Source organism: Aeromonas sp. FDAARGOS 1417 (genome assembly GCF_019046985.1).
Taxonomy (GTDB): domain Bacteria; phylum Pseudomonadota; class Gammaproteobacteria; order Enterobacterales; family Aeromonadaceae; genus Aeromonas; species Aeromonas veronii.
Genome location: NZ_CP077221.1, coordinates 3,357,501 through 3,374,090 on the forward strand (window position 1 = coordinate 3,357,501; position 16,590 = coordinate 3,374,090).

Here is a 16,590-nt window from a genome sequence, read left to right on the forward strand (position 1 = left end):
CGAGACGGACAGGTCGAGCAGGTACGAAAGTAGGTCATAGTGATCCGGTGGTTCTGAATGGAAGGGCCATCGCTCAACGGATAAAAGGTACTCCGGGGATAACAGGCTGATACCGCCCAAGAGTTCATATCGACGGCGGTGTTTGGCACCTCGATGTCGGCTCATCACATCCTGGGGCTGAAGTCGGTCCCAAGGGTATGGCTGTTCGCCATTTAAAGTGGTACGCGAGCTGGGTTCAGAACGTCGTGAGACAGTTCGGTCCCTATCTGCCGTGGGCGTTGGATGATTGAAGGGAGTTGCTCCTAGTACGAGAGGACCGGAGTGAACGAACCTCTGGTGTTCGGGTTGTCACGCCAGTGGCACTGCCCGGTAGCTAAGTTCGGAATCGATAACCGCTGAAAGCATCTAAGCGGGAAGCGAGCCCTGAGATGAGTCATCCCTGACCCCTTGAGGGTCCTAAAGGGCCGTTGGAGACCACAACGTTGATAGGTGGGGTGTGTAAGCGCGGCGACGTGTTGAGCTAACCCATACTAATTACCCGTGAGGCTTAACCATACAACACCCAAGAAGTGTTCTAAGGCTTGTAGCAAATAGAACGAACTACTCAAATTCAGTGATAGTGACAAGCCAAGCGCAACATCACTACTCACGTCAGCTTTCTAGATTAAGAATTTGCCTGGCGGCCATAGCGCCGTGGAACCACCTGATCCCATGCCGAACTCAGAAGTGAAACGCGGTAGCGCCGATGGTAGTGTGGCATTCGCCATGCGAGAGTAGGACACTGCCAGGCACCCAATTAAACAGCGATGTGAAGAATCACGTCACTGGCTGCGAGGATGACACCTCAGAAGAAGCAGCAGAAGATTTAGCGCAAGCTAACCGAATGCGGAGCGGTAGTTCAGTCGGTTAGAATACCGGCCTGTCACGCCGGGGGTCGCGGGTTCGAGTCCCGTCCGCTCCGCCAATAATTTGAAGGCCTTCCCGATTGGGAAGGCCTTTTTGCTATGGGCGTTTTTACCCACTGACCCCGATGGTTGCACACCAGAATCAACACAAAGCCCGGCTTCACGACCGGGCTTTTGTATTTTAAGCGCCTTAAATCACCAATATCTGGCTTTTCCCTGCCGAGAGAGTGCCAGATAGCCGGTTATTTCCATCATTTTCTGGCTATATCTGCGTTATATCAGCTTCATTTACAGCCATTTGAACGATCCTGCAGGTGGTCAAATCAGGCTTCTGCCGCTTGCTGACTACAGGGCAGTTCCATATTGACGACCCCTCTTCCATCTGCACATCGATCTTGAAGCCCAGCAGCTTGGCTAGGTTGGGAATACCGAGATTGCCGGATTAATCAGGTACTGTTCAAGCAAAGAGGCCTTCCCGACGGGAAGGCCTCTTTGCTTTATGTATCAGCTGATTACCATCACTCGGTCTATTTATCAGGGCTTCTCTTTGTTGCCAATGCTCAGGCCGAGCTTGATGGAGAGGGCCGCCAGTAACAGCAGCATCATGATCAGGGAGAAGAAGTTGCTGCCAAGCTCCGGGTATTGCACCTTGAGCAGCGCTGAGTGGCCGAAGGCACCGATAAAGAAGCAGAGCAGGGTGCAGATGGGGGTGTTGCCCACCATGGGTTCATGGCGATAGTGCTGGAACAGCTGATAGGCCGCCAGCCAGAGGGCAATCAGCGGGAAGAAGGAGAAAGGCACAACCGAGTTGGTCAGCACGGCCAGAGAGGCATCGCCACAGATACCAATCAGCATGGCCATGGCGAGCGGTTTTTTCGGAATCATAAGCTGTTCAGTCATATCGTTCTCCATCCTGTGGTCATGGGTGAGGTTCACGGCGCTTCTGGTTTTGTACCTCGGCGCCCATGGCGATCATCCGCAGTTGGCGAATTGTTCGGTCGGAGAGTGCACGGCACTCTTCGCTGGTCATGTCGAGTGCATCGGCACCGGCACTGAAGACGATGGTGACCATGGCTTCTGCCTGGATGTAGGCATCTTCCCGTGGTGCTTCGGTGGTAGCTTCCAGATAATCGGTCAGCTCTGCGATAAAGTGCTGGATTTCGCGAGCCACTGCCTGACGAAAGGCGGCCGAGGTGCCGGAGCGTTCCCGCAGCAGCAGCCGGAAGATGTTGGGGTTGTTCTCGACGAACTCCATAAAGGTCTGCACCGAGGTGCTGATGACACTGCCACCACCGGCAATGCGCTGGCGTGCCTGGCGCATCAGTTGGCGCAGGGTAAGGCCTCCTTCGTCAACCAGGGTCAGGCCCAGCTCCTCCATATCGCGAAAGTGGCGATAGAAAGAGGTGGGCGCGATACCCGCTTCGCGAGCGACTTCCCGCAGGCTGAGATTGGAGAAACTCCGATTGGCGCACAGTTGGCTGAATGCAGCATCGATCAATGTACGCCGGGTTTTTTCTTTTTGTTGAGCGCGAATACCCACGAAATCAGTCACCTTCAGCTTAACGAGGACAAATGATAACCCGAAGGCGCCTCAGGATCAGGTTTGTATCCTACTTTTTTACCATTGACCGTGAGGAAATCACCATAGAAAATGGCTAACAGCTGTTCGCTGAAAGGATGCAATGAGATGGCCAGACCCCCCATTATTTTGACCAATACCCTTCTGTTTTCCCTCTCCGGGATAGTGGCGTTGATTGTCGTACCCTGGTACGGCATGAGCCACGGTTACGATTTCTGGCAGTGGGCCAGTTTCCTGTTGTTGTTCTGCCTGAGTGGTCTCTCCATCACCGCAGGCTATCACCGGCTCTGGTCGCACAAGGCTTACAAGGCGCACCCCGCTTTGCAGTGGTTATTTGCCATCGGCGGTGCGTTGGCGCTGCAGAATTCTGCCCTGCACTGGTCGGCCGATCACCGCCGTCACCATCGTCATGTGGATGACAACGATAAAGACCCCTACAGCGCGGGGCGCGGTTTCTGGTATTCCCACATCGGCTGGATGCTGCGGGAGCATCAGGGAGATCTCTATGGCGATTACAGCAATGTGCGTGATCTGCAGAACAACCCGGTGGTCGCGTTTCAGCACCGTCACTATCTGACGCTGGCACTGGCGGCTAATGTGGGGCTGCCGCTGCTGCTCGGCCTGTGGCACGGGGACTTGCTCGGCATGTTGCTGTTGGCGGGCGTGCTGAGAATGGTGATGACTCACCACACCACCTTCTTCATCAACTCGCTGGCCCATATCTGGGGCAGTCAGCCCTATACCGACCGCAATACCGCTCGCGATAACGGCATCCTGGCCTTTTTCACCTTTGGCGAGGGGTATCACAACTTTCACCACCTGTTCGAGAATGACTACCGCAACGGCATTCACTGGTGGCAGTTCGATCCGACCAAGTGGTTGATCCGGCTCGCCTCCTGGTGTGGTCTGGCGGGGGATCTCAGATCTTCGCCGGAGGAGCGTATCGAGCAGGCCCGGCTGCAGATGCAGCTGAAACGGGCACAAGCCAAGTTGCGCAAGCAGGAAGATCGAGAACTGTGGCAGGCGCTGCTGCAGGAGGAATACGACAAGCTGAGCCAGCAGTTGCAACACTATTATGCCAGTCGCAAGCGGCTGCTGGAGCTGCGCAAGCGCAAGGCGCTGGCGCGCTATGACCGCCTCAAGCTGCAACTGGAGTATCGGGCCCTGCGGGACGGCTTTATCGCAGGTAAACGCAACTGGAGTCGTTTGCTGGCAGGTATTGCATGATGCCGTCCGATTATCACAGAGACTAAAGGAGAAGACCGCCTGCTGGCGGTCTTCTCTTTTATGATTCAACTCAAGCTAGTTGGCTTGGCTCTGCTGTTGCTGCAACTGATCCAGTGCCTGTTGCTCCTGCTGGCTGAGACCCAGTTGTTCACAGGCCTGCTCAAAGCTGATCCCCAGATGGCGCATCATGATATCCAATAACGGGAGGGCTTAGTTGGCTTGGCTCTGCTGTTGCTGCAACTGATCCAGCGCCTGTTGCTCCTGCTGGCTAAGACCCAGTTGTTCACAGGCCTGCTCAAAGCTGATCCCCAGATGGCACATCATGATATCGATGGCGGGCAGATAGTTCTTCATAGCTTCTTCCATGGTGATCCTCCAGACCCGTCACTTATGCCCTGAACCACTCGGTGCGGCAATTAGACTTTAGGCTTAGCCTGCCCATTTGATAAGCACCCCTGCCACTGGGGGAGGGAATTTGTTACCCTGCACCATGATAAAAACGGTTGCCGTATGACTGCGAGCAACAGGTGAGGAGCAGGGCATGTTATTGAGTTTCTTGATCATCGCTTCAGGTTGGTGGCATATCCGTGCTGCCTATGGTTCAGACAGCCGCCAGTTCTATATCAGCAAGCCGCTGACCATGCTGCTTATCATCGCGTTGGCGTTCGGCTACCAGAGTTATGACCACGATGGCTCACACGCCTGGATCCTGCTTGGCCTCTGCCTCTCGCTGGCGGGCGATGTGCTGCTGATGTTGCCAAGCGATCGCTTCATTCAGGGGTTGGCGGCATTTCTTGTCGCGCATCTCTGCTATATCGTCGGTTTTGCCCAGGGGCCGTTGTTGCTCAATCTGGTGGATGGTTTGCTGCTGTTGCTGATCGCTGGCATGGTTTTTGGCCTGCTGTGGGGCAAGCTGGGGGAGATGCGGATCCCGGTCTTCTGCTACATGCTGGTGATCATTGGCATGGCCTGGGTGGCCGCCGGTGCCTGGCACGCCTCTCTCACTGCCGGTTCTGCCGCCGCTCTGGTGGGGGCGCTGATGTTCCTCTTCTCCGACAGCATGCTGGCGCTCGATCGCTTCCGCCGCCCCTTTCCCCACGCCCGCGCCTGGGTGATGAGTAGCTACTTCGCAGCGCAATTCCTGATTGCAGGGTCGCTGGCGGGATAACGCCTTTTGGTTGAGTGCAGGTAACAGATAACGAAAAACGGGCCTTGGCCCGTTTTTCGTTTTATGCCCGGCGGTTTTTCACGCCTCTAGCGGTTCGGCATCCGCAGCCCGTGGGGCGGGGGATTTGAGCAACAGCATCAGTGCGCTGGCGATCAGAAGGAAGATCCCCATGATGTAGAACACCTGGTTGTAGGCCATGATGGCCGCCTCCCGGTTGATGGTATTGGCCAGCATGGCGTGGGCTTGTTGCTGGGCTATCTCGGGGCCTGAACCCTGCGCCATCATGCTCTGGGCCAGTTGCAGCAGATAGCTCTGCCCCTCGATACTGCTGGCGGCCAGAGTGCTGCCAATTTGCAGCACGTGGGTGCGGGTATCGTTGTCGAGCATGGTCGCGATGATGGCGATACCGAACGCACCACCGAGGTTGCGCAGCACGTTGAGCAGGGTCGAGGAGGAGGGGATCTCGTCGTGGCTCAGGCTGGCGGTGGCGACCAGGGAGAGCGGCACCATGATGAAGGGCTGCCCCAGCGCCCGCACGATGAGCGACTGGATCAGCTGCGGCCCGGCGTAGTCGGCACTCATGTTGACGTTCATAAAGCAGCTGACGGCGAAGATCAGGAAGCCGAAACTCACCAGATAGCGCGGGTCTATCTTGTGGGTCAGTTTGGGCACCAGCGGCAACACCAGCAGTTGCGGTAGTCCCATCCACATCAGGACTTCGCCGATTTCCAGCGCGTTGTAGTTGTGGATCTGGGTCATGTAGAGCGGCAACACATAGATAGATCCCATCAGCGCCATGCCGAGGATCAGGTAGGCAAAACAGGCGAGTGCGAAGCGCGGGTTGTGCAGCAGCCGCAGATTGACCAGCGGGTGACGGCGGATCAGCTGGCTGATGACAAAGAACACCAGCGCCACCGCCGAGATGACCGCCAGTCGCACGATGAAGCTTGAGCCGAACCAGTCCTCCCGGTTGCCCTCCTCCAATACCACCTCCAGCAAGCCGAGGCCAAGCGCCATGGTGACAATCCCGATGAGATCCACCCGCTTGATCACGGCCCAGTCCACCGGTTTTTTATCAAGCCCGTGGGCCAGCATGGCCATCACCAGCAGTCCCGGCGGCACGTTGAGATAGAAGATGTAGTGCCACGACATCTGCTCGGTGAGCCAGCCACCGAGGGTCGGGCCGATGGCGGGGGCGAAGGTGGCGCAGAGGCCAAAAAGCGCCATGCCGGTGGCCCGCTTCTGTAGCGGCAACAGGGTGACGATGAGGGAAAAGGCCATCGGGATCAGCGCCCCGCCGGTGAAGCCTTGCAGCGCCCGGAAGACGATCATGCTGGTGAGGTTCCAGCTGAACGAGCAGAGCACGGAGGCGGCGATAAACGCACCGGTGGTCCAGAGCAGGTAACGGCGCACACTCAACCCCCGGCTCAACCAGCCGCTCAGGGGGATGGCGATCATCTCCGCCACCAGATAGGAGGTGGAGATCCAGGAGCTCTCGCTCAGGGTGGCTGACAGGGCCCCCTGAATGTCCTTCAGGGAGGCATTGGTGATCTGGATATCGAGGATGGCCATAAAGGCGCCGATAAGGCCCCCCATGACCGCGATCCAGTTGCGACGTGGAATGGGTTCCATCAGTTGGCAGCCACCACGGGCTCAGGAGTGCGGGTATCCACGATCACTTCGGTGGAGAGACCCGGCAGCAACTTGCCTGCCAGCGGGCCCGGCTCGGGGATGCGGATCTTGACCGGTACCCGCTGCACGATTTTGGTGAAGTTGCCGGTAGCATTCTCCGGTGGCAGCAGGGCGAACTTGGCGCCGGTCGCCGGGGCCAGGCTGTCGATGATCCCTTCGACCGGTTGATCCGGGTAGGCATCGAGTACCACTTCGACCTTCTGGCCCGGCTGCATATGGGCGAGCTGGGTCTCCTTGAAGTTGGCCTCGACCCACACCTGTTGCAGCGGCACCAAACTGGCGACCTGCATGCCGGACTGGACGTAGAGCCCTTCCCGCAGGCTGCGCTTGCCGATGATGCCGTCGGCAGGCGCCCGCAGTTCGGTGTAGCCGAGCTCCAGCTTGGCCTGCTCCAGTTGTGCTTCGCTCAATGCCAGCTTGGCCAGATTCTGTTTGCGCTCGGCATCCAGTACCAGCAGTCGCTCACGGGCCGCTTGCAGGGCGGCTTGGGCCTCCCGGGCTTGCGCCTGATTGACCTGCAGGCCGGCACGCACCTCGTCCAGACTGTCTTGCGAGCTGTAGTGGCGCTGGTTGAGCTGACTGATCCGGTTGACCTGCTGGCTGGCGCGCAGCTGTTCGGCATTGGCGGAGGCGACTTTGGCCTCGGCCTGCTGGATCAGGCTCAGTTGTTGGGTGCGGGTGGCGGCCAGATTTTCGGCCGTCGCCTGATTGAGGCGCAGGTCGGCTTCGGCCTCCGCGACCCTGGTTTTGTATTCGCGATCATCGAGCCGGGCGATCAGTTGGCCCGCTTTGACCGGCTGGTTGTCGGTGACCAGCACTTCGCGGATATAGCCGGGCAGCTTGGAGCTGATCCCGGTCACTTCACTTTGCAGATAGGCGTTGTCGGTGCTTTCAAAATAGCGGCCGTGAAGATACCAGTAACCGGCGAACAGCAGACCGAGCAGTGCCAATATCATGGCTGCCAGCAGGGGAATTTTTTTGTGTTGACTCATTTTTGTGATTCCTGAACTTAAGGGGCGCAGGCTAACACTGGTCAACTGTTTCGATTAGTATTGGTTCACGAGATATACAGTTTCACTGGTGCAACAATGGATCTCAATGCCGCGTTAATTCTGGTGCGTATCGTCGACAAGGGCTCGTTTACGGGGGCTGCCCGTGAGTTGGGGATGACCAAGGCGATGGTCAGCCGCCGCATCGCCGAGCTGGAACAGCGGCTCGGTGTACGCCTGCTCTATCGCTCCACCCGTCAGCTTACTTTGACCGAGGAGGGGGAGAAGTACTACCTGCACTGCAGCAAGGCGGTCGATGCCCTGACCGAAGCCGAGCTGATGCTGAGCGCCAGCCAGCAGGAGGTGACCGGTACCCTCAAACTGGCGGTGCCCATCGAGACGGGGCAACTGGTGGTCGGGCGCTTGGTCGCCAAGTTTTTGCAGGCCTATCCCGCCCTGCAGGTGGAGCTGGAGCTGACCAACCGGGTGGTGGACCCCATCAGCGAAGGGCTGGATGCGGTGGTGCGGATTGGCGACATGAGCGACTCCAATCTGGCGGCGCGCCGACTCTGGAGCACCGGAAGGCTGCTCTGTGCCAGCCCGGACTATCTGGCCCGTAGTCCGGTCATCGAGCGGCCGGAGGATCTGGCCAACCACGAGCGGGTGACGGTGAGCAGCGGGTTTCTCGCCTCTCACTGGTGTTTCGAGCTGGATGGCAGAGAGGTGCTGGTTGACCCCCCATCCCGTTTTCGGGTCAATAATATTACCTGTGCCCGGGAGGCGGCGAAGGCGGGGCTGGGGTTGGCCTCGTTACCCGCTATGCTCTGTCAGGATGAGCTGGCCAGCGGCGAGCTGGTGATCCTGCTGCCAGACTGGCAGCAACCCAGGGTGCCGATTTATTTGCTGTTTCCGGAGCGGCAACTGATGCCGCGCAAGTTGCGGGCATTCATCGATTTCATGATTGATAACGGCGCCGAGTTTGGCATCGACAAGTTGTTGTAAGGGGGAGCTATGGATAACTGGATCAATCTCTATCGCGCCTCACACACCCTGGAGGCACACGCGTTGAAAGGGGCGCTGGAGGCGGAAGGGGTGCTGGTGCGCCTCAATGGCGAGGGGCTGTCGGGCGCCCTTGGCGAACTGCCGGTCGACATGTTGCAGGTGACCCTGATGGTGCGGGCCGAGGATCGCAGCAAGGCAGGACGGGTCATCGAGCGTTACCAGCAGCGTCAGGGTAATGGCTGGCTGTGCGGCCAGTGCGGGGAGGAGAACGGCGCCAACTTCGACGTCTGCTGGCGCTGTCACCACGATCCCCACGACAGCTGAGCTTTCTTCCGCTAGCGCGGCGGGAACTCGATATCTTCCCCTGCGCTGGCATCGTGATAGGTCGCCAGATCCAGCTCGTTTTCGCTGCGGGCGATCAGCACCGATACCAGAATATCCCCCGATACATTGACCGTGGTGCGCGCCATGTCGAGGATCCGGTCAATGCCTGCAATCAGTGCCACCCCTTCCAGCGGCAAGCCCACCGCCGTCAGGGTCAGGGTCAGCAGCATCAGCCCGGTGCCAGGGGTACCTGCCGTACCGATACTGGCCAGGGTGGCGATGCTGATGATGGTCAGATAATCGACCATGTGCAGATCCACCCCGAATGCCTGAGCCACGAACAGCGCAGTCACTCCCTGATAGAGGGCGGTGCCATCCATGTTGATGGTGGCGCCGATGGGCAGCACCTTGGCGGTGATGGCGGGGGAGACTCCCAGCCGCTTCTCGGCGCAGGCCAGACTGATGGGCAGGGTGGAGTTGCTGGAGCTGCTGGTGAAGGCCACCGCTTGGGCATCAACGATGCTCTTGAAGTAGTGCAGCGGATTGAGCCGTGCCAGCAGGAGCAGCAGGGTGCTGTAGACCCCGAGCACGTGCAGTAGGCAGCCGAGGTAGACGGCGCCGATCACCTTGAGCAGGGGCAGCAGCAGGTCGATGCCATATTTGCCGGTCATCCAGGCCATCAGGGCGCAGACACCATAAGGGGCGAGTGCCATCACCATCTGGGTCAGCTTGAACATCCCCTCGGCCAGCGAGATGAAGAAGAGGATGGCGGGACGGCCACGGCGACCGCTGGCATTGAGGGCGACCGCCAGCGCCACCGCAAAGACGATCACTTGCAGGATCTTGCCATCCACCATCGCCTGTACCGGGTTGCTCGGCACCAGATGGCTCAGCACGCTGGCCAGGGTGGGTGGTTCCGACATACCGATCCGCTCATAGGGGCCCATGTCGGCACCCATGCCGGGCTCCAGCAGCCAGCCCATCATCAGGCCGATGCAAATGGCGATGGCGGTCGAGCAGAAGTAGAGGCAGATCGCCTTGCTGCCGATGCGATCGAGGGCCTTGCCCTTGAGCAGCGAGGTGAGACCGGCGATGACCGAGCAGAAAATGAGGGGCACCATCAGCATCTGGATGGTGTTGACGAACAGGACGCCAAGGGGCTTGAGCAGCAGGGCTTGCTCTTCAAAGCCGACGCCCAGACCCACCCCTGTCAGCATACCGATCAGGGTCTTGAGCCAGAGTGGTCGGCGGGTCCAGATCTGCCAGGGCTTGAGAGCCTCTCCATGGAACAGCATGACGCCAATATCCTTATACATTGTCTGCGATGGCCAAAAAGGGGCGCCAGTGTAGCGATCCCTGACGCGGGTTGCCACATTATCGACAAAGCGGTGGCGGTGACCACTCTCCTGACCAGGTAATGCGCAATTTATTGGCCTATATCAAGATCCCTCCGGGCGTGGAGATATTTAATTGGCATTAAATATGTTCATTATTGAGGTGAGAGATGTCGCAATCGGTTCATGGTCACGAAGTGATGGAGATGATGCTGGCGCAAGGAGGGCAATTTACCCGTGCCAGCCTGAAGCTGGCGATGGCAGAGCGGTTTGGTGCCGAGGCCCGTTTTCATACCTGCAGCGCCAGCGAGATGGATGCGGAAGCATTGATCGACTTTCTGGCTGCTCGCGGCAAATTCATCGACTCGGCCGAGGGTTTCCAGACCCGTGCCGACAAGATCTGCAACCACGGTTAATCCCGCTGCGAGCGCATCATGGCGCTCGCTCAATTCTTCGCCCTTTGCTATATTTCGCCCCCTCTATTTTCCCTATTCAGGGCGTAGCCCGGACGTTGTATGGATACTTTTTCTGCCGCAGTCATGCTGTTTCTGATCATGGACCCGCTGGGCAACCTGCCGGTCTTCCTCTCTATCCTGCGTCATATCGATCCCAAGCGACGTCGCAAGGTGATGGTGCGCGAGCTGCTCTTCTCGCTGGCCATCATGATGCTGTTCCTGTTCGTTGGTCAGCAGATCCTCGGCTTCCTCAACCTGCGGCAGGAGGCGGTCAGCATTGCGGGGGGCATTATCCTGTTCCTGATCGCCATCAAGATGATCTTCCCGAGTGAGGGGGGCGTGACCGGGCTGGCGGCGGGCGAGGAGCCCTTCCTGGTGCCGATGGCGATCCCGATGATTGCCGGCCCCTCGATCCTCGCCTCCTTGATGCTGCTGGCCAATCAGGAGCCGACCCGGATGGTGGACTGGTCGCTGGCACTCTTTCTGGCCTGGGCTGCCAGCGCGGTGATCCTGATGTTCTACGAGGTATTCAACAAGCTGTTGGGTGAGCGGGGACTCACTGCGGTGGAGCGGCTGATGGGCATGCTGCTGGTGATGATCTCGGTCCAGATGTTGCTGGACGGGGTACATCACTATCTGGCGGTGACCGGTCAGGGCTGAGTGGGTTACATCTTGAAGTGAATGAAACGGGGCTACGCAGAGCCCCGTTTTTTGTGCCGCCGAGCAGGCGTACCGTCACCCGTGAGTGGTCGCAGCGGGTTCCAGTTTGCTCATGATGAGGGACAGCAGCAATTCCCGCAGCCAGCGGTGGCCCGGATCCTCGCTGTGACGCTGATGCCAGATGAGCAGATGGGAGATGCTGTCCAACCCGATGGGCAGCGGCAGCTGTAACAGCGGATAGACCTGGGTAGCGTGGCGGGCGTAGAGCCTGGAGAGGGTCACTATCATGTCGGAGTGCATCCCCATCCGCAGCGCAGCCTCGAAGGAGGGTACGGTTGCCTCGATACGCCGGTAGAGATCCTGCTCTGCCAGCTTGTGATCCAGCATCCAGCGGTCCCGCCCCTCGCAGTAAGTCTGTACATGGGGATAGCTGAGGTAGTGCTCCAGATTCCAGTTGGGCTCTCGCAGCGCGGGGTGGTGCTGCTGCACCAGACAGGTGAGATCATCGACAGCCAGCACTCGCTGACAGATGCTGTCGGGCAGGGTATCGAGCCGATAATCGGAGCTGATGCAGTTCTCTCGCACCGCGAAGGCGATGTCCACCTGTCCCTGACTCATCTCGGTCAGACTGTTCTCGGTCCACTCCTCGTAACGCAAGCGGATCCTTGGTGCCTGCCGCTTCAGCTCGCTCAGGTAGAGCGGGGCAAACAGGGTGAAGGCGCTGTCCATGCTGGCGATGACGAACTCTCGCTCCGAGCTGGCGGGGTCGAACTCGGGCGGCTGGATCAGGTTGTCCAGCGACAGCAGGATGGGCTGCAACTGCTGTTGCAGCGCAAGGGCGCGGCCGGTGGGTTCCAGCCCGTAGGCAGAGCGGATGAAGAGGGGATCATTGAAGGTATCGCGCAGACGGCCGAGGGCTTTGCTGACGGCGGACTGGCTCAGATGAAGGCGGCGTGCCGCCTTGCTGCCGTTGCGCTCCTCCAGCAGTACCTGCAGGATAATCAGCAAATTGAGGTCGATGCGACCCAGTTGTTCCAGCAGCATGATATGAATCCTCTTCAATTCTAAGATGAATTTATACCATTTGTTTTCATATCTTGGCGATCTTATCCTCGAATGGTCTCAGGTTCGCATGAACCACTGGTACAGGATGTAGCGGTTGAGGGGACATGTAGCACAATCAATATGGCGACCTCAGGGTCGCCCTATTTTTTGGCTATGATTTATTTGCTCACTTGCACCTGCCTTGATTTTGCCCAACAATCCCTGCGCTCTATTTTGATACAAGTAACAGATATCTCTTTGTGAGGGAGTATCCCTATGGGACTCGGTGGAATTCATATCTGGCATATGCTGATCCTCTTGCTGGTTGTTGTGCTGGTCTTCGGCAGCAAGCGTCTTGCCAGTGCAGGTGAGGATCTGGGTACCGCCATCAAAGATTTTCGCAAGGCGATGCGTGACGACGCAAATCATCCGAAATAAGCAGTAGGAGTAGAAAATGTCTGTAGACGAGAAAGTTGAACTGAACGAAACCTGTGACAGCTGCGGCTGTTTTGCCGAGATCGGCACCATCATCGGCGAAGGCGACGATGTGATGGATCTGGTGATTGAAGCCGCTGCCGAGGCGGATGCCCGCGCCAAGCTGGCTGCCTATGAAGCACTGGCCAAACAGGTCACTGCCGAAGCTCAAGTGAGCAGCGAACTGACCCAGGGCGCTAACGGCGTGATCCTGAAAGCCCGCCTGCAATTCACCTGCACCGCCGAAAAACTGATTTTCGAAATGCGGGCCCGCTCTATCTGAGTTGTCTGATAACGCGGCAGGTTTGCCTGCCGTGTTGACCCTTCTGCTGTGGGTCGGCGTTCTATAGTTACTCTATCCCACAGACGTTTTTGCCCGGCGCGAGTCGGCCAACAGAAGGCGCAAACATCATGACGCAGCGATGGATCTCTGCTCCCAATCCCAGCCTCTATCGTGATCCGTGCTGCCAACAGGCAGCAGGTGTGACGTCAGCACAGGGGCAGCCATCGTGATGCGACGCTGGATCTGGGCTCTGCTGGCCCTCTGCTGTTTTCCCCTGCTGGCGGCTGAACTCAAGCCACAGCGTCTGCCCCAACCCGGGGACCTCGAAAGCATTCTGCAAAAGCGCGAACTCAGGGCTCTGGTGGTCTATGAGCGCGGCTTCTACTTTCTCGATCGCGGCGCCCAGTACGGCATTCTGGTCAATCAGCTGCAAGGGTTCGAGCGCTGGCTGAACAAGACCTATCTCGCCAAAGAGAAGGTCAAACTCAAGGTGGTCTACATCCCGGTGCGTCAGGACAAGCTGCTGGACTATCTGACCGAGGGGCGTGGCGATCTGGTGGCGGCAACCATGACGGTGACCCCGACCCGGCGTGAACAGGTGGCCTTCTCCCGACCGCTCATTTCATCCATCGAGGAGTGGGTGGTGAGCCAGCAGAGCCTGCCCGCCTTCAGCCGCATTACCCAGCTCTCCGGCAGGCGGGTCTGGGTGCGCGCCAGTTCCAGCTACTACGAGAGTCTGCGCCAGCTCAACTGGCTATTTCGCGAGCTGGGGCTGCCCCCCGTCTATATCGAAACGGTGCCCGAATACCTGCAGGATGGTGATCTGCTGGAGATGGTAGCCGCCGGCATTATTCCCCTGACGGTGACTGACAGCTACAAGGGGCGGATTTGGCTGGGTGGCATGATCTCCGGCCTCAAGGCCCACAAGCTGATCCCCCTGCGCAGCAATGGCACCAGCGCCTGGGCGCTGCGCAAGAACAGCCCCGAGCTGCTCAAGGCGGTCAATGGCTATCTGGCGAGTGTCAGCCGCAACAGCCTTTACAGTGACATGACCCTGCGCCGGTTGCTGGTTCGCAGCGATCAGATGAGCAATATCCTGGCGCCGGATCCCATGGGGCGCCTCGCGACCATTCGCAAAGTGCTGGAGAAGTACGCCAATCAATACGATCTCGACTGGCTGATGCTGGCGGCGCTCGGCTACAAGGAGTCCGGCCTCAATCCCAAGGCGCGTTCGCCCAAGGGGGCCGTGGGCCTCATGCAGCTACTGCCCAGTACGGGGCGGGAAGTCGGCATCAACGGCGCCAGACTCACCACGCTGGAGGGAAATGTGGAGGCCGCCTGCCGCTACATGCGGTTGATCCTCGATACCTACTTCAATGATCCCAAGCTGGATCGGCTCAACCGCCACCTGTTTGCCCTTGCCGCCTACAACGCCGGGCCGAACCGGGTGCAGGCGCTGCGAGGCAAGGCGGAGAAACTGGGGCTCGATCCCAATGTCTGGTTCGGTAACGTGGATCAGCTGGTGGCCAACGAAGTCGGACAGGGGCCGATCAACTATGTCGGCACCATCTACAAGTACTACGTAGCCTATCGTTTCAGCCTGCCCCAGATCGAGGGCAAGGCTGCCGCTATCGAAGCGGCTCAGCCCTGAGCCGGTTGACCGGCAGGGTCGCCTGCACGGTCGGCAATTGCCAGCCACCGTCCCTGTGTTGCAAAAACCAGTGAGCAGGGCCGGTGGCCGGGATGAGATCTGGCTGGCTGAGCTGGCCCAGATAGCGCAACATCGGGGTATCATGCAGTTCCATCAGCAACTCCTTTTGAATATGTGAAGAGGCTCGCCAGCGTTATGACACCCGGCCATGACAGCAGGATGACACCATGATCCCCGGATCCTTTGCCCTGATCGACGATCCCCTGCTGGCGCTCAAGGTGCGCTGCCACTGGATCCGTCATGCCCGCGAGCGGATCCAGGCGCAGTACTACAGCTGGGAGGAGGACAGCAGCGGCAAGCTGCTTCTGAGCGAGCTGCTTCACGCCGCCCGGCGCGGTGTCAAGGTGCAGCTGCTGGTGGATGATCTCTATGCCGGTGACAACCGCTTTCTGGAGATGGTGGCTCACTACCCGGGGATCGAGGTGCGGCTGTTCAACCCCTTCTGGCTGCGGGGCTGGCGCCCGCTGGCACTGCTGCTGGAGGGGTTGCTCAGCTTTCGCCGCATCAACCACCGGATGCACAACAAGCTGCTGCTGGTGGATGGCAAGCTGGCGCTGATCGGCGGGCGCAACATCGGCGATCGCTACTTCGGTCTGGATCCGCAAGCTCCCTTCGTGGATCTCGATCTTGCCTGTCAGGGGGGACTGTGCCAGCAGATGGTGCAGGGGTTCGAGCAGTTCTGGCACAGCCGCTGGAGTCACCCCATCCGCCATCTGCTGCGCCGCGAGCTGCTGCCCGCCGAAATAGAGGTGGTCAACGACTTCCTGTTTACCATGACGGATCCGGCGGTGGCGACGGTCTACGATCTGCCTGCGGCGCTGTTTGACGAGCGCGATTTGCCGCTGCAATGGCATGAGGGGCGGGCCGAGGTGTGGTTCGACCGTCCCGGCAAGGGGCTTATCTCCCGTCCCACCACTGCCCGTCAGCTCTGGCGGCAGCTGGCTGACAATCCCGGCTCGCTGGGGTTGGTGACCCCTTACCTCATCCTTACTCGCGGGTTTCGGCACCGTCTGGCGCGGCTGCGCCAGCAGGGGGTCGCCATCGACATTCTCACCAACTCGCTGGCCAGCACCGATGTGCCGCTGGTCTATGGCGCCTATCAGCGTTATCTCGGCTGGTTGCTGCGCTGCGGGATCCGGGTCGCCGAGTTTGACCATGGCCACGGCAGCCTGCACGCCAAGCTGATCCTGCTGGGGGAGGAGCGGGCGCTGTTTGGCAGCCTCAACCTCGATCCCCGCTCGCTGTTTCTCAATACCGAACTGATGCTGCATTTGCACTGCCCGCTGATCTGCGAGGCGCTGCGAATGTGGCTGGCTCGCTGGCAGGAGCAGGCGGGTGGATTGCCGCGCAAACCCGAAGGGTGGTCAAGGCGACTGATAGCCCGCCTTAGCGACTGGTTGCCCCTGCGCCGTTGGCTGTGAGGCGGCCATTTTTTGTGCGAGATCTCGCAAAGCCTTGTAAGCCATTGCTGATACCCTTTGCGGGTGAATAACCATGCATGAATCTATCTTGCTGTTTTATAACAATTTAGTGGTGATGATAAGGCTGTTTTTTGTACTCTGATGTGAATGGAATTAGCATAAAAACGTTTTTTATTTTGTTTTTATGCGTAATATTTCAGTTGCAAGGACAAACACGGTGGCTTGTCTGCCGTGTGGATGAAGGTTGTAACGGGTAGCTGGTCGGTTGCATTGCTGCAATTGGCGCGCACTTCAGATGGGTCGCGAACTATCGGAAAGTGAA

At 58.9% G+C, this 16,590-nt stretch carries 18 protein-coding genes, 1 tRNA gene and 2 rRNA genes (1 of these 21 cut by a window edge); 13 read left to right on the forward strand and 8 right to left on the reverse strand.

The features are described from left to right. The 3 genes from I6L47_RS15475 to I6L47_RS15485 form a co-directional block, all read left to right on the forward strand. Positions 1–555: ribosomal RNA gene (locus I6L47_RS15475) — 23S ribosomal RNA — on the forward strand (it extends 2,335 nt beyond the left edge of the window). Between the two features lie 120 nt (positions 556–675). Then, positions 676–790: ribosomal RNA gene (gene rrf, locus I6L47_RS15480) — 5S ribosomal RNA — on the forward strand. Positions 791–887: 97 nt separating this feature from the next. After that, a tRNA-Asp gene (locus tag I6L47_RS15485) sits at positions 888–964 on the forward strand. A gap of 475 nt (positions 965–1,439) precedes the next feature. On the opposite strand, the gene I6L47_RS15490 is transcribed toward I6L47_RS15485, so the two are convergent. Both I6L47_RS15490 and fabR read right to left on the reverse strand, forming a co-directional pair. Next, on the reverse strand, positions 1,440–1,805 hold the full coding sequence (locus tag I6L47_RS15490; RefSeq protein ID WP_139429529.1) for a YijD family membrane protein: 366 nt from the start codon (positions 1,803–1,805) through the stop codon (positions 1,440–1,442). 19 nt (positions 1,806–1,824) lie between these two features. Then, a complete protein-coding gene (fabR, locus tag I6L47_RS15495; RefSeq protein WP_005339921.1) occupies positions 1,825–2,445 on the reverse strand; it encodes an HTH-type transcriptional repressor FabR in 621 nt (206 codons plus the stop codon). A gap of 147 nt (positions 2,446–2,592) precedes the next feature. Between fabR and I6L47_RS15500 the strand changes: the two genes are divergently transcribed. Then, positions 2,593–3,711 carry a fatty acid desaturase gene (locus tag I6L47_RS15500; protein ID WP_216947798.1) on the forward strand — a complete coding sequence of 373 codons (1,119 nt, stop codon included), beginning with the start codon at positions 2,593–2,595 and terminating at the stop codon, positions 3,709–3,711. Between the two features lie 210 nt (positions 3,712–3,921). Here the strand turns inward: I6L47_RS15500 and I6L47_RS15505 are convergent, their stop codons facing one another. Beyond that, positions 3,922–4,077: a hypothetical protein gene (locus tag I6L47_RS15505; protein WP_005348505.1), complete on the reverse strand. Its 156-nt coding sequence runs from the start codon at positions 4,075–4,077 to the stop codon at positions 3,922–3,924. A gap of 175 nt (positions 4,078–4,252) precedes the next feature. Here I6L47_RS15505 and I6L47_RS15510 point away from each other — a divergent pair, with 175 nt between their 5' ends. Further along, positions 4,253–4,879, forward strand: a complete 627-nt coding sequence (locus I6L47_RS15510) for a lysoplasmalogenase (RefSeq protein WP_005348507.1) — start codon at positions 4,253–4,255, stop codon at positions 4,877–4,879. Between the two features lie 78 nt (positions 4,880–4,957). Here I6L47_RS15510 and I6L47_RS15515 read toward each other — a convergent pair whose 3' ends face one another. Then, positions 4,958–6,511 carry a DHA2 family efflux MFS transporter permease subunit gene (locus I6L47_RS15515; RefSeq protein ID WP_042052522.1) on the reverse strand — a complete coding sequence of 518 codons (1,554 nt, stop codon included), beginning with the start codon at positions 6,509–6,511 and terminating at the stop codon, positions 4,958–4,960. Then, positions 6,511–7,563 (reverse strand): HlyD family secretion protein, encoded by a 1,053-nt coding sequence (locus tag I6L47_RS15520; protein WP_021231553.1) that lies wholly within the window; start codon positions 7,561–7,563, stop codon positions 6,511–6,513. The genes I6L47_RS15515 and I6L47_RS15520 overlap by 1 nt, the downstream gene beginning before the upstream one ends. Before the next feature lie 96 nt (positions 7,564–7,659). Between I6L47_RS15520 and I6L47_RS15525 the strand changes: the two genes are divergently transcribed. Continuing rightward, complete coding sequence (locus I6L47_RS15525) at positions 7,660–8,562, forward strand: LysR family transcriptional regulator (RefSeq protein ID WP_216947800.1); 903 nt, start codon at positions 7,660–7,662, stop codon at positions 8,560–8,562. 9 nt (positions 8,563–8,571) lie between these two features. Next, entirely contained in the window at positions 8,572–8,886 is a 315-nt protein-coding gene (locus I6L47_RS15530; RefSeq protein ID WP_005339933.1) for a DUF2007 domain-containing protein, read from the forward strand. Between the two features lie 11 nt (positions 8,887–8,897). Here the strand turns inward: I6L47_RS15530 and I6L47_RS15535 are convergent, their stop codons facing one another. Beyond that, positions 8,898–10,181: a dicarboxylate/amino acid:cation symporter gene (locus tag I6L47_RS15535; RefSeq protein WP_216947802.1), complete on the reverse strand. Its 1,284-nt coding sequence runs from the start codon at positions 10,179–10,181 to the stop codon at positions 8,898–8,900. Positions 10,182–10,390: 209 nt separating this feature from the next. Here I6L47_RS15535 and I6L47_RS15540 point away from each other — a divergent pair, with 209 nt between their 5' ends. Both I6L47_RS15540 and I6L47_RS15545 read left to right on the forward strand, forming a co-directional pair. Next, positions 10,391–10,636 carry a YecH family metal-binding protein gene (locus tag I6L47_RS15540; RefSeq protein WP_069555170.1) on the forward strand — a complete coding sequence of 82 codons (246 nt, stop codon included), beginning with the start codon at positions 10,391–10,393 and terminating at the stop codon, positions 10,634–10,636. A 99-nt stretch (positions 10,637–10,735) separates the two neighbouring features. After that, the gene (locus tag I6L47_RS15545; protein ID WP_013724175.1) at positions 10,736–11,335 is read left to right on the forward strand and encodes a YhgN family NAAT transporter; all 600 of its coding nucleotides are present in this window, start codon (positions 10,736–10,738) and stop codon (positions 11,333–11,335) included. 75 nt (positions 11,336–11,410) lie between these two features. Here the strand turns inward: I6L47_RS15545 and I6L47_RS15550 are convergent, their stop codons facing one another. Next, a complete protein-coding gene (locus I6L47_RS15550; protein ID WP_005357635.1) occupies positions 11,411–12,379 on the reverse strand; it encodes a LysR family transcriptional regulator in 969 nt (322 codons plus the stop codon). A gap of 276 nt (positions 12,380–12,655) precedes the next feature. On the opposite strand from I6L47_RS15550, the gene tatA reads away from it, so the two are divergent. The 3 genes from tatA (at position 12,656) to I6L47_RS15565 (ending at position 14,787) form a co-directional block, all read left to right on the forward strand. Further along, the gene (gene tatA, locus I6L47_RS15555) at positions 12,656–12,817 is read left to right on the forward strand and encodes a twin-arginine translocase TatA/TatE family subunit (RefSeq protein WP_005339944.1); all 162 of its coding nucleotides are present in this window, start codon (positions 12,656–12,658) and stop codon (positions 12,815–12,817) included. A 16-nt stretch (positions 12,818–12,833) separates the two neighbouring features. Then, positions 12,834–13,136 (forward strand): YfcZ/YiiS family protein, encoded by a 303-nt coding sequence (locus I6L47_RS15560; protein ID WP_005339945.1) that lies wholly within the window; start codon positions 12,834–12,836, stop codon positions 13,134–13,136. Between the two features lie 229 nt (positions 13,137–13,365). Next, positions 13,366–14,787, forward strand: a complete 1,422-nt coding sequence (locus I6L47_RS15565) for a lytic transglycosylase F (RefSeq protein ID WP_021231555.1) — start codon at positions 13,366–13,368, stop codon at positions 14,785–14,787. Here the strand turns inward: I6L47_RS15565 and I6L47_RS15570 are convergent. After that, positions 14,765–14,941 carry a hypothetical protein gene (locus tag I6L47_RS15570; protein WP_005339947.1) on the reverse strand — a complete coding sequence of 59 codons (177 nt, stop codon included), beginning with the start codon at positions 14,939–14,941 and terminating at the stop codon, positions 14,765–14,767. The genes I6L47_RS15565 and I6L47_RS15570 overlap by 23 nt on opposite strands. Before the next feature lie 73 nt (positions 14,942–15,014). On the opposite strand from I6L47_RS15570, the gene I6L47_RS15575 reads away from it, so the two are divergent. Beyond that, complete coding sequence (locus I6L47_RS15575) at positions 15,015–16,268, forward strand: phosphatidylserine/phosphatidylglycerophosphate/cardiolipin synthase family protein (RefSeq protein WP_216947804.1); 1,254 nt, start codon at positions 15,015–15,017, stop codon at positions 16,266–16,268. The last annotated feature ends 322 nt before the right edge of the window (positions 16,269–16,590 follow it).

Excerpts from the sequence above, each read along its gene's own strand:
- I6L47_RS15505 (WP_005348505.1), bottom strand. The coding sequence starts at position 4,077 with ATGGAAGAAGCTATGAAGAACTATCTGCCCGCCATCGATATCATGATG.
- I6L47_RS15570 (WP_005339947.1), bottom strand. The coding sequence starts at position 14,941 with ATGGAACTGCATGATACCCCGATGTTGCGCTATCTGGGCCAGCTCAGC.
- I6L47_RS15550 (WP_005357635.1), bottom strand. The coding sequence starts at position 12,379 with ATGCTGCTGGAACAACTGGGTCGCATCGACCTCAATTTGCTGATTATC.
- I6L47_RS15545 (WP_013724175.1), top strand. The coding sequence starts at position 10,736 with ATGGATACTTTTTCTGCCGCAGTCATGCTGTTTCTGATCATGGACCCG.
- I6L47_RS15575 (WP_216947804.1), top strand. The coding sequence starts at position 15,015 with ATGATCCCCGGATCCTTTGCCCTGATCGACGATCCCCTGCTGGCGCTC.
- tatA (WP_005339944.1), top strand. The coding sequence starts at position 12,656 with ATGGGACTCGGTGGAATTCATATCTGGCATATGCTGATCCTCTTGCTG.
- I6L47_RS15565 (WP_021231555.1), top strand. The coding sequence starts at position 13,366 with ATGCGACGCTGGATCTGGGCTCTGCTGGCCCTCTGCTGTTTTCCCCTG.
- I6L47_RS15520 (WP_021231553.1), bottom strand. The coding sequence starts at position 7,563 with ATGAGTCAACACAAAAAAATTCCCCTGCTGGCAGCCATGATATTGGCA.
- I6L47_RS15500 (WP_216947798.1), top strand. The coding sequence starts at position 2,593 with ATGGCCAGACCCCCCATTATTTTGACCAATACCCTTCTGTTTTCCCTC.
- I6L47_RS15525 (WP_216947800.1), top strand. The coding sequence starts at position 7,660 with ATGGATCTCAATGCCGCGTTAATTCTGGTGCGTATCGTCGACAAGGGC.
- I6L47_RS15510 (WP_005348507.1), top strand. The coding sequence starts at position 4,253 with ATGTTATTGAGTTTCTTGATCATCGCTTCAGGTTGGTGGCATATCCGT.
- I6L47_RS15560 (WP_005339945.1), top strand. The coding sequence starts at position 12,834 with ATGTCTGTAGACGAGAAAGTTGAACTGAACGAAACCTGTGACAGCTGC.
- I6L47_RS15540 (WP_069555170.1), top strand. The coding sequence starts at position 10,391 with ATGTCGCAATCGGTTCATGGTCACGAAGTGATGGAGATGATGCTGGCG.
- I6L47_RS15515 (WP_042052522.1), bottom strand. The coding sequence starts at position 6,511 with ATGGAACCCATTCCACGTCGCAACTGGATCGCGGTCATGGGGGGCCTT.
- I6L47_RS15490 (WP_139429529.1), bottom strand. The coding sequence starts at position 1,805 with ATGACTGAACAGCTTATGATTCCGAAAAAACCGCTCGCCATGGCCATG.
- I6L47_RS15530 (WP_005339933.1), top strand. The coding sequence starts at position 8,572 with ATGGATAACTGGATCAATCTCTATCGCGCCTCACACACCCTGGAGGCA.
- I6L47_RS15535 (WP_216947802.1), bottom strand. The coding sequence starts at position 10,181 with ATGCTGTTCCATGGAGAGGCTCTCAAGCCCTGGCAGATCTGGACCCGC.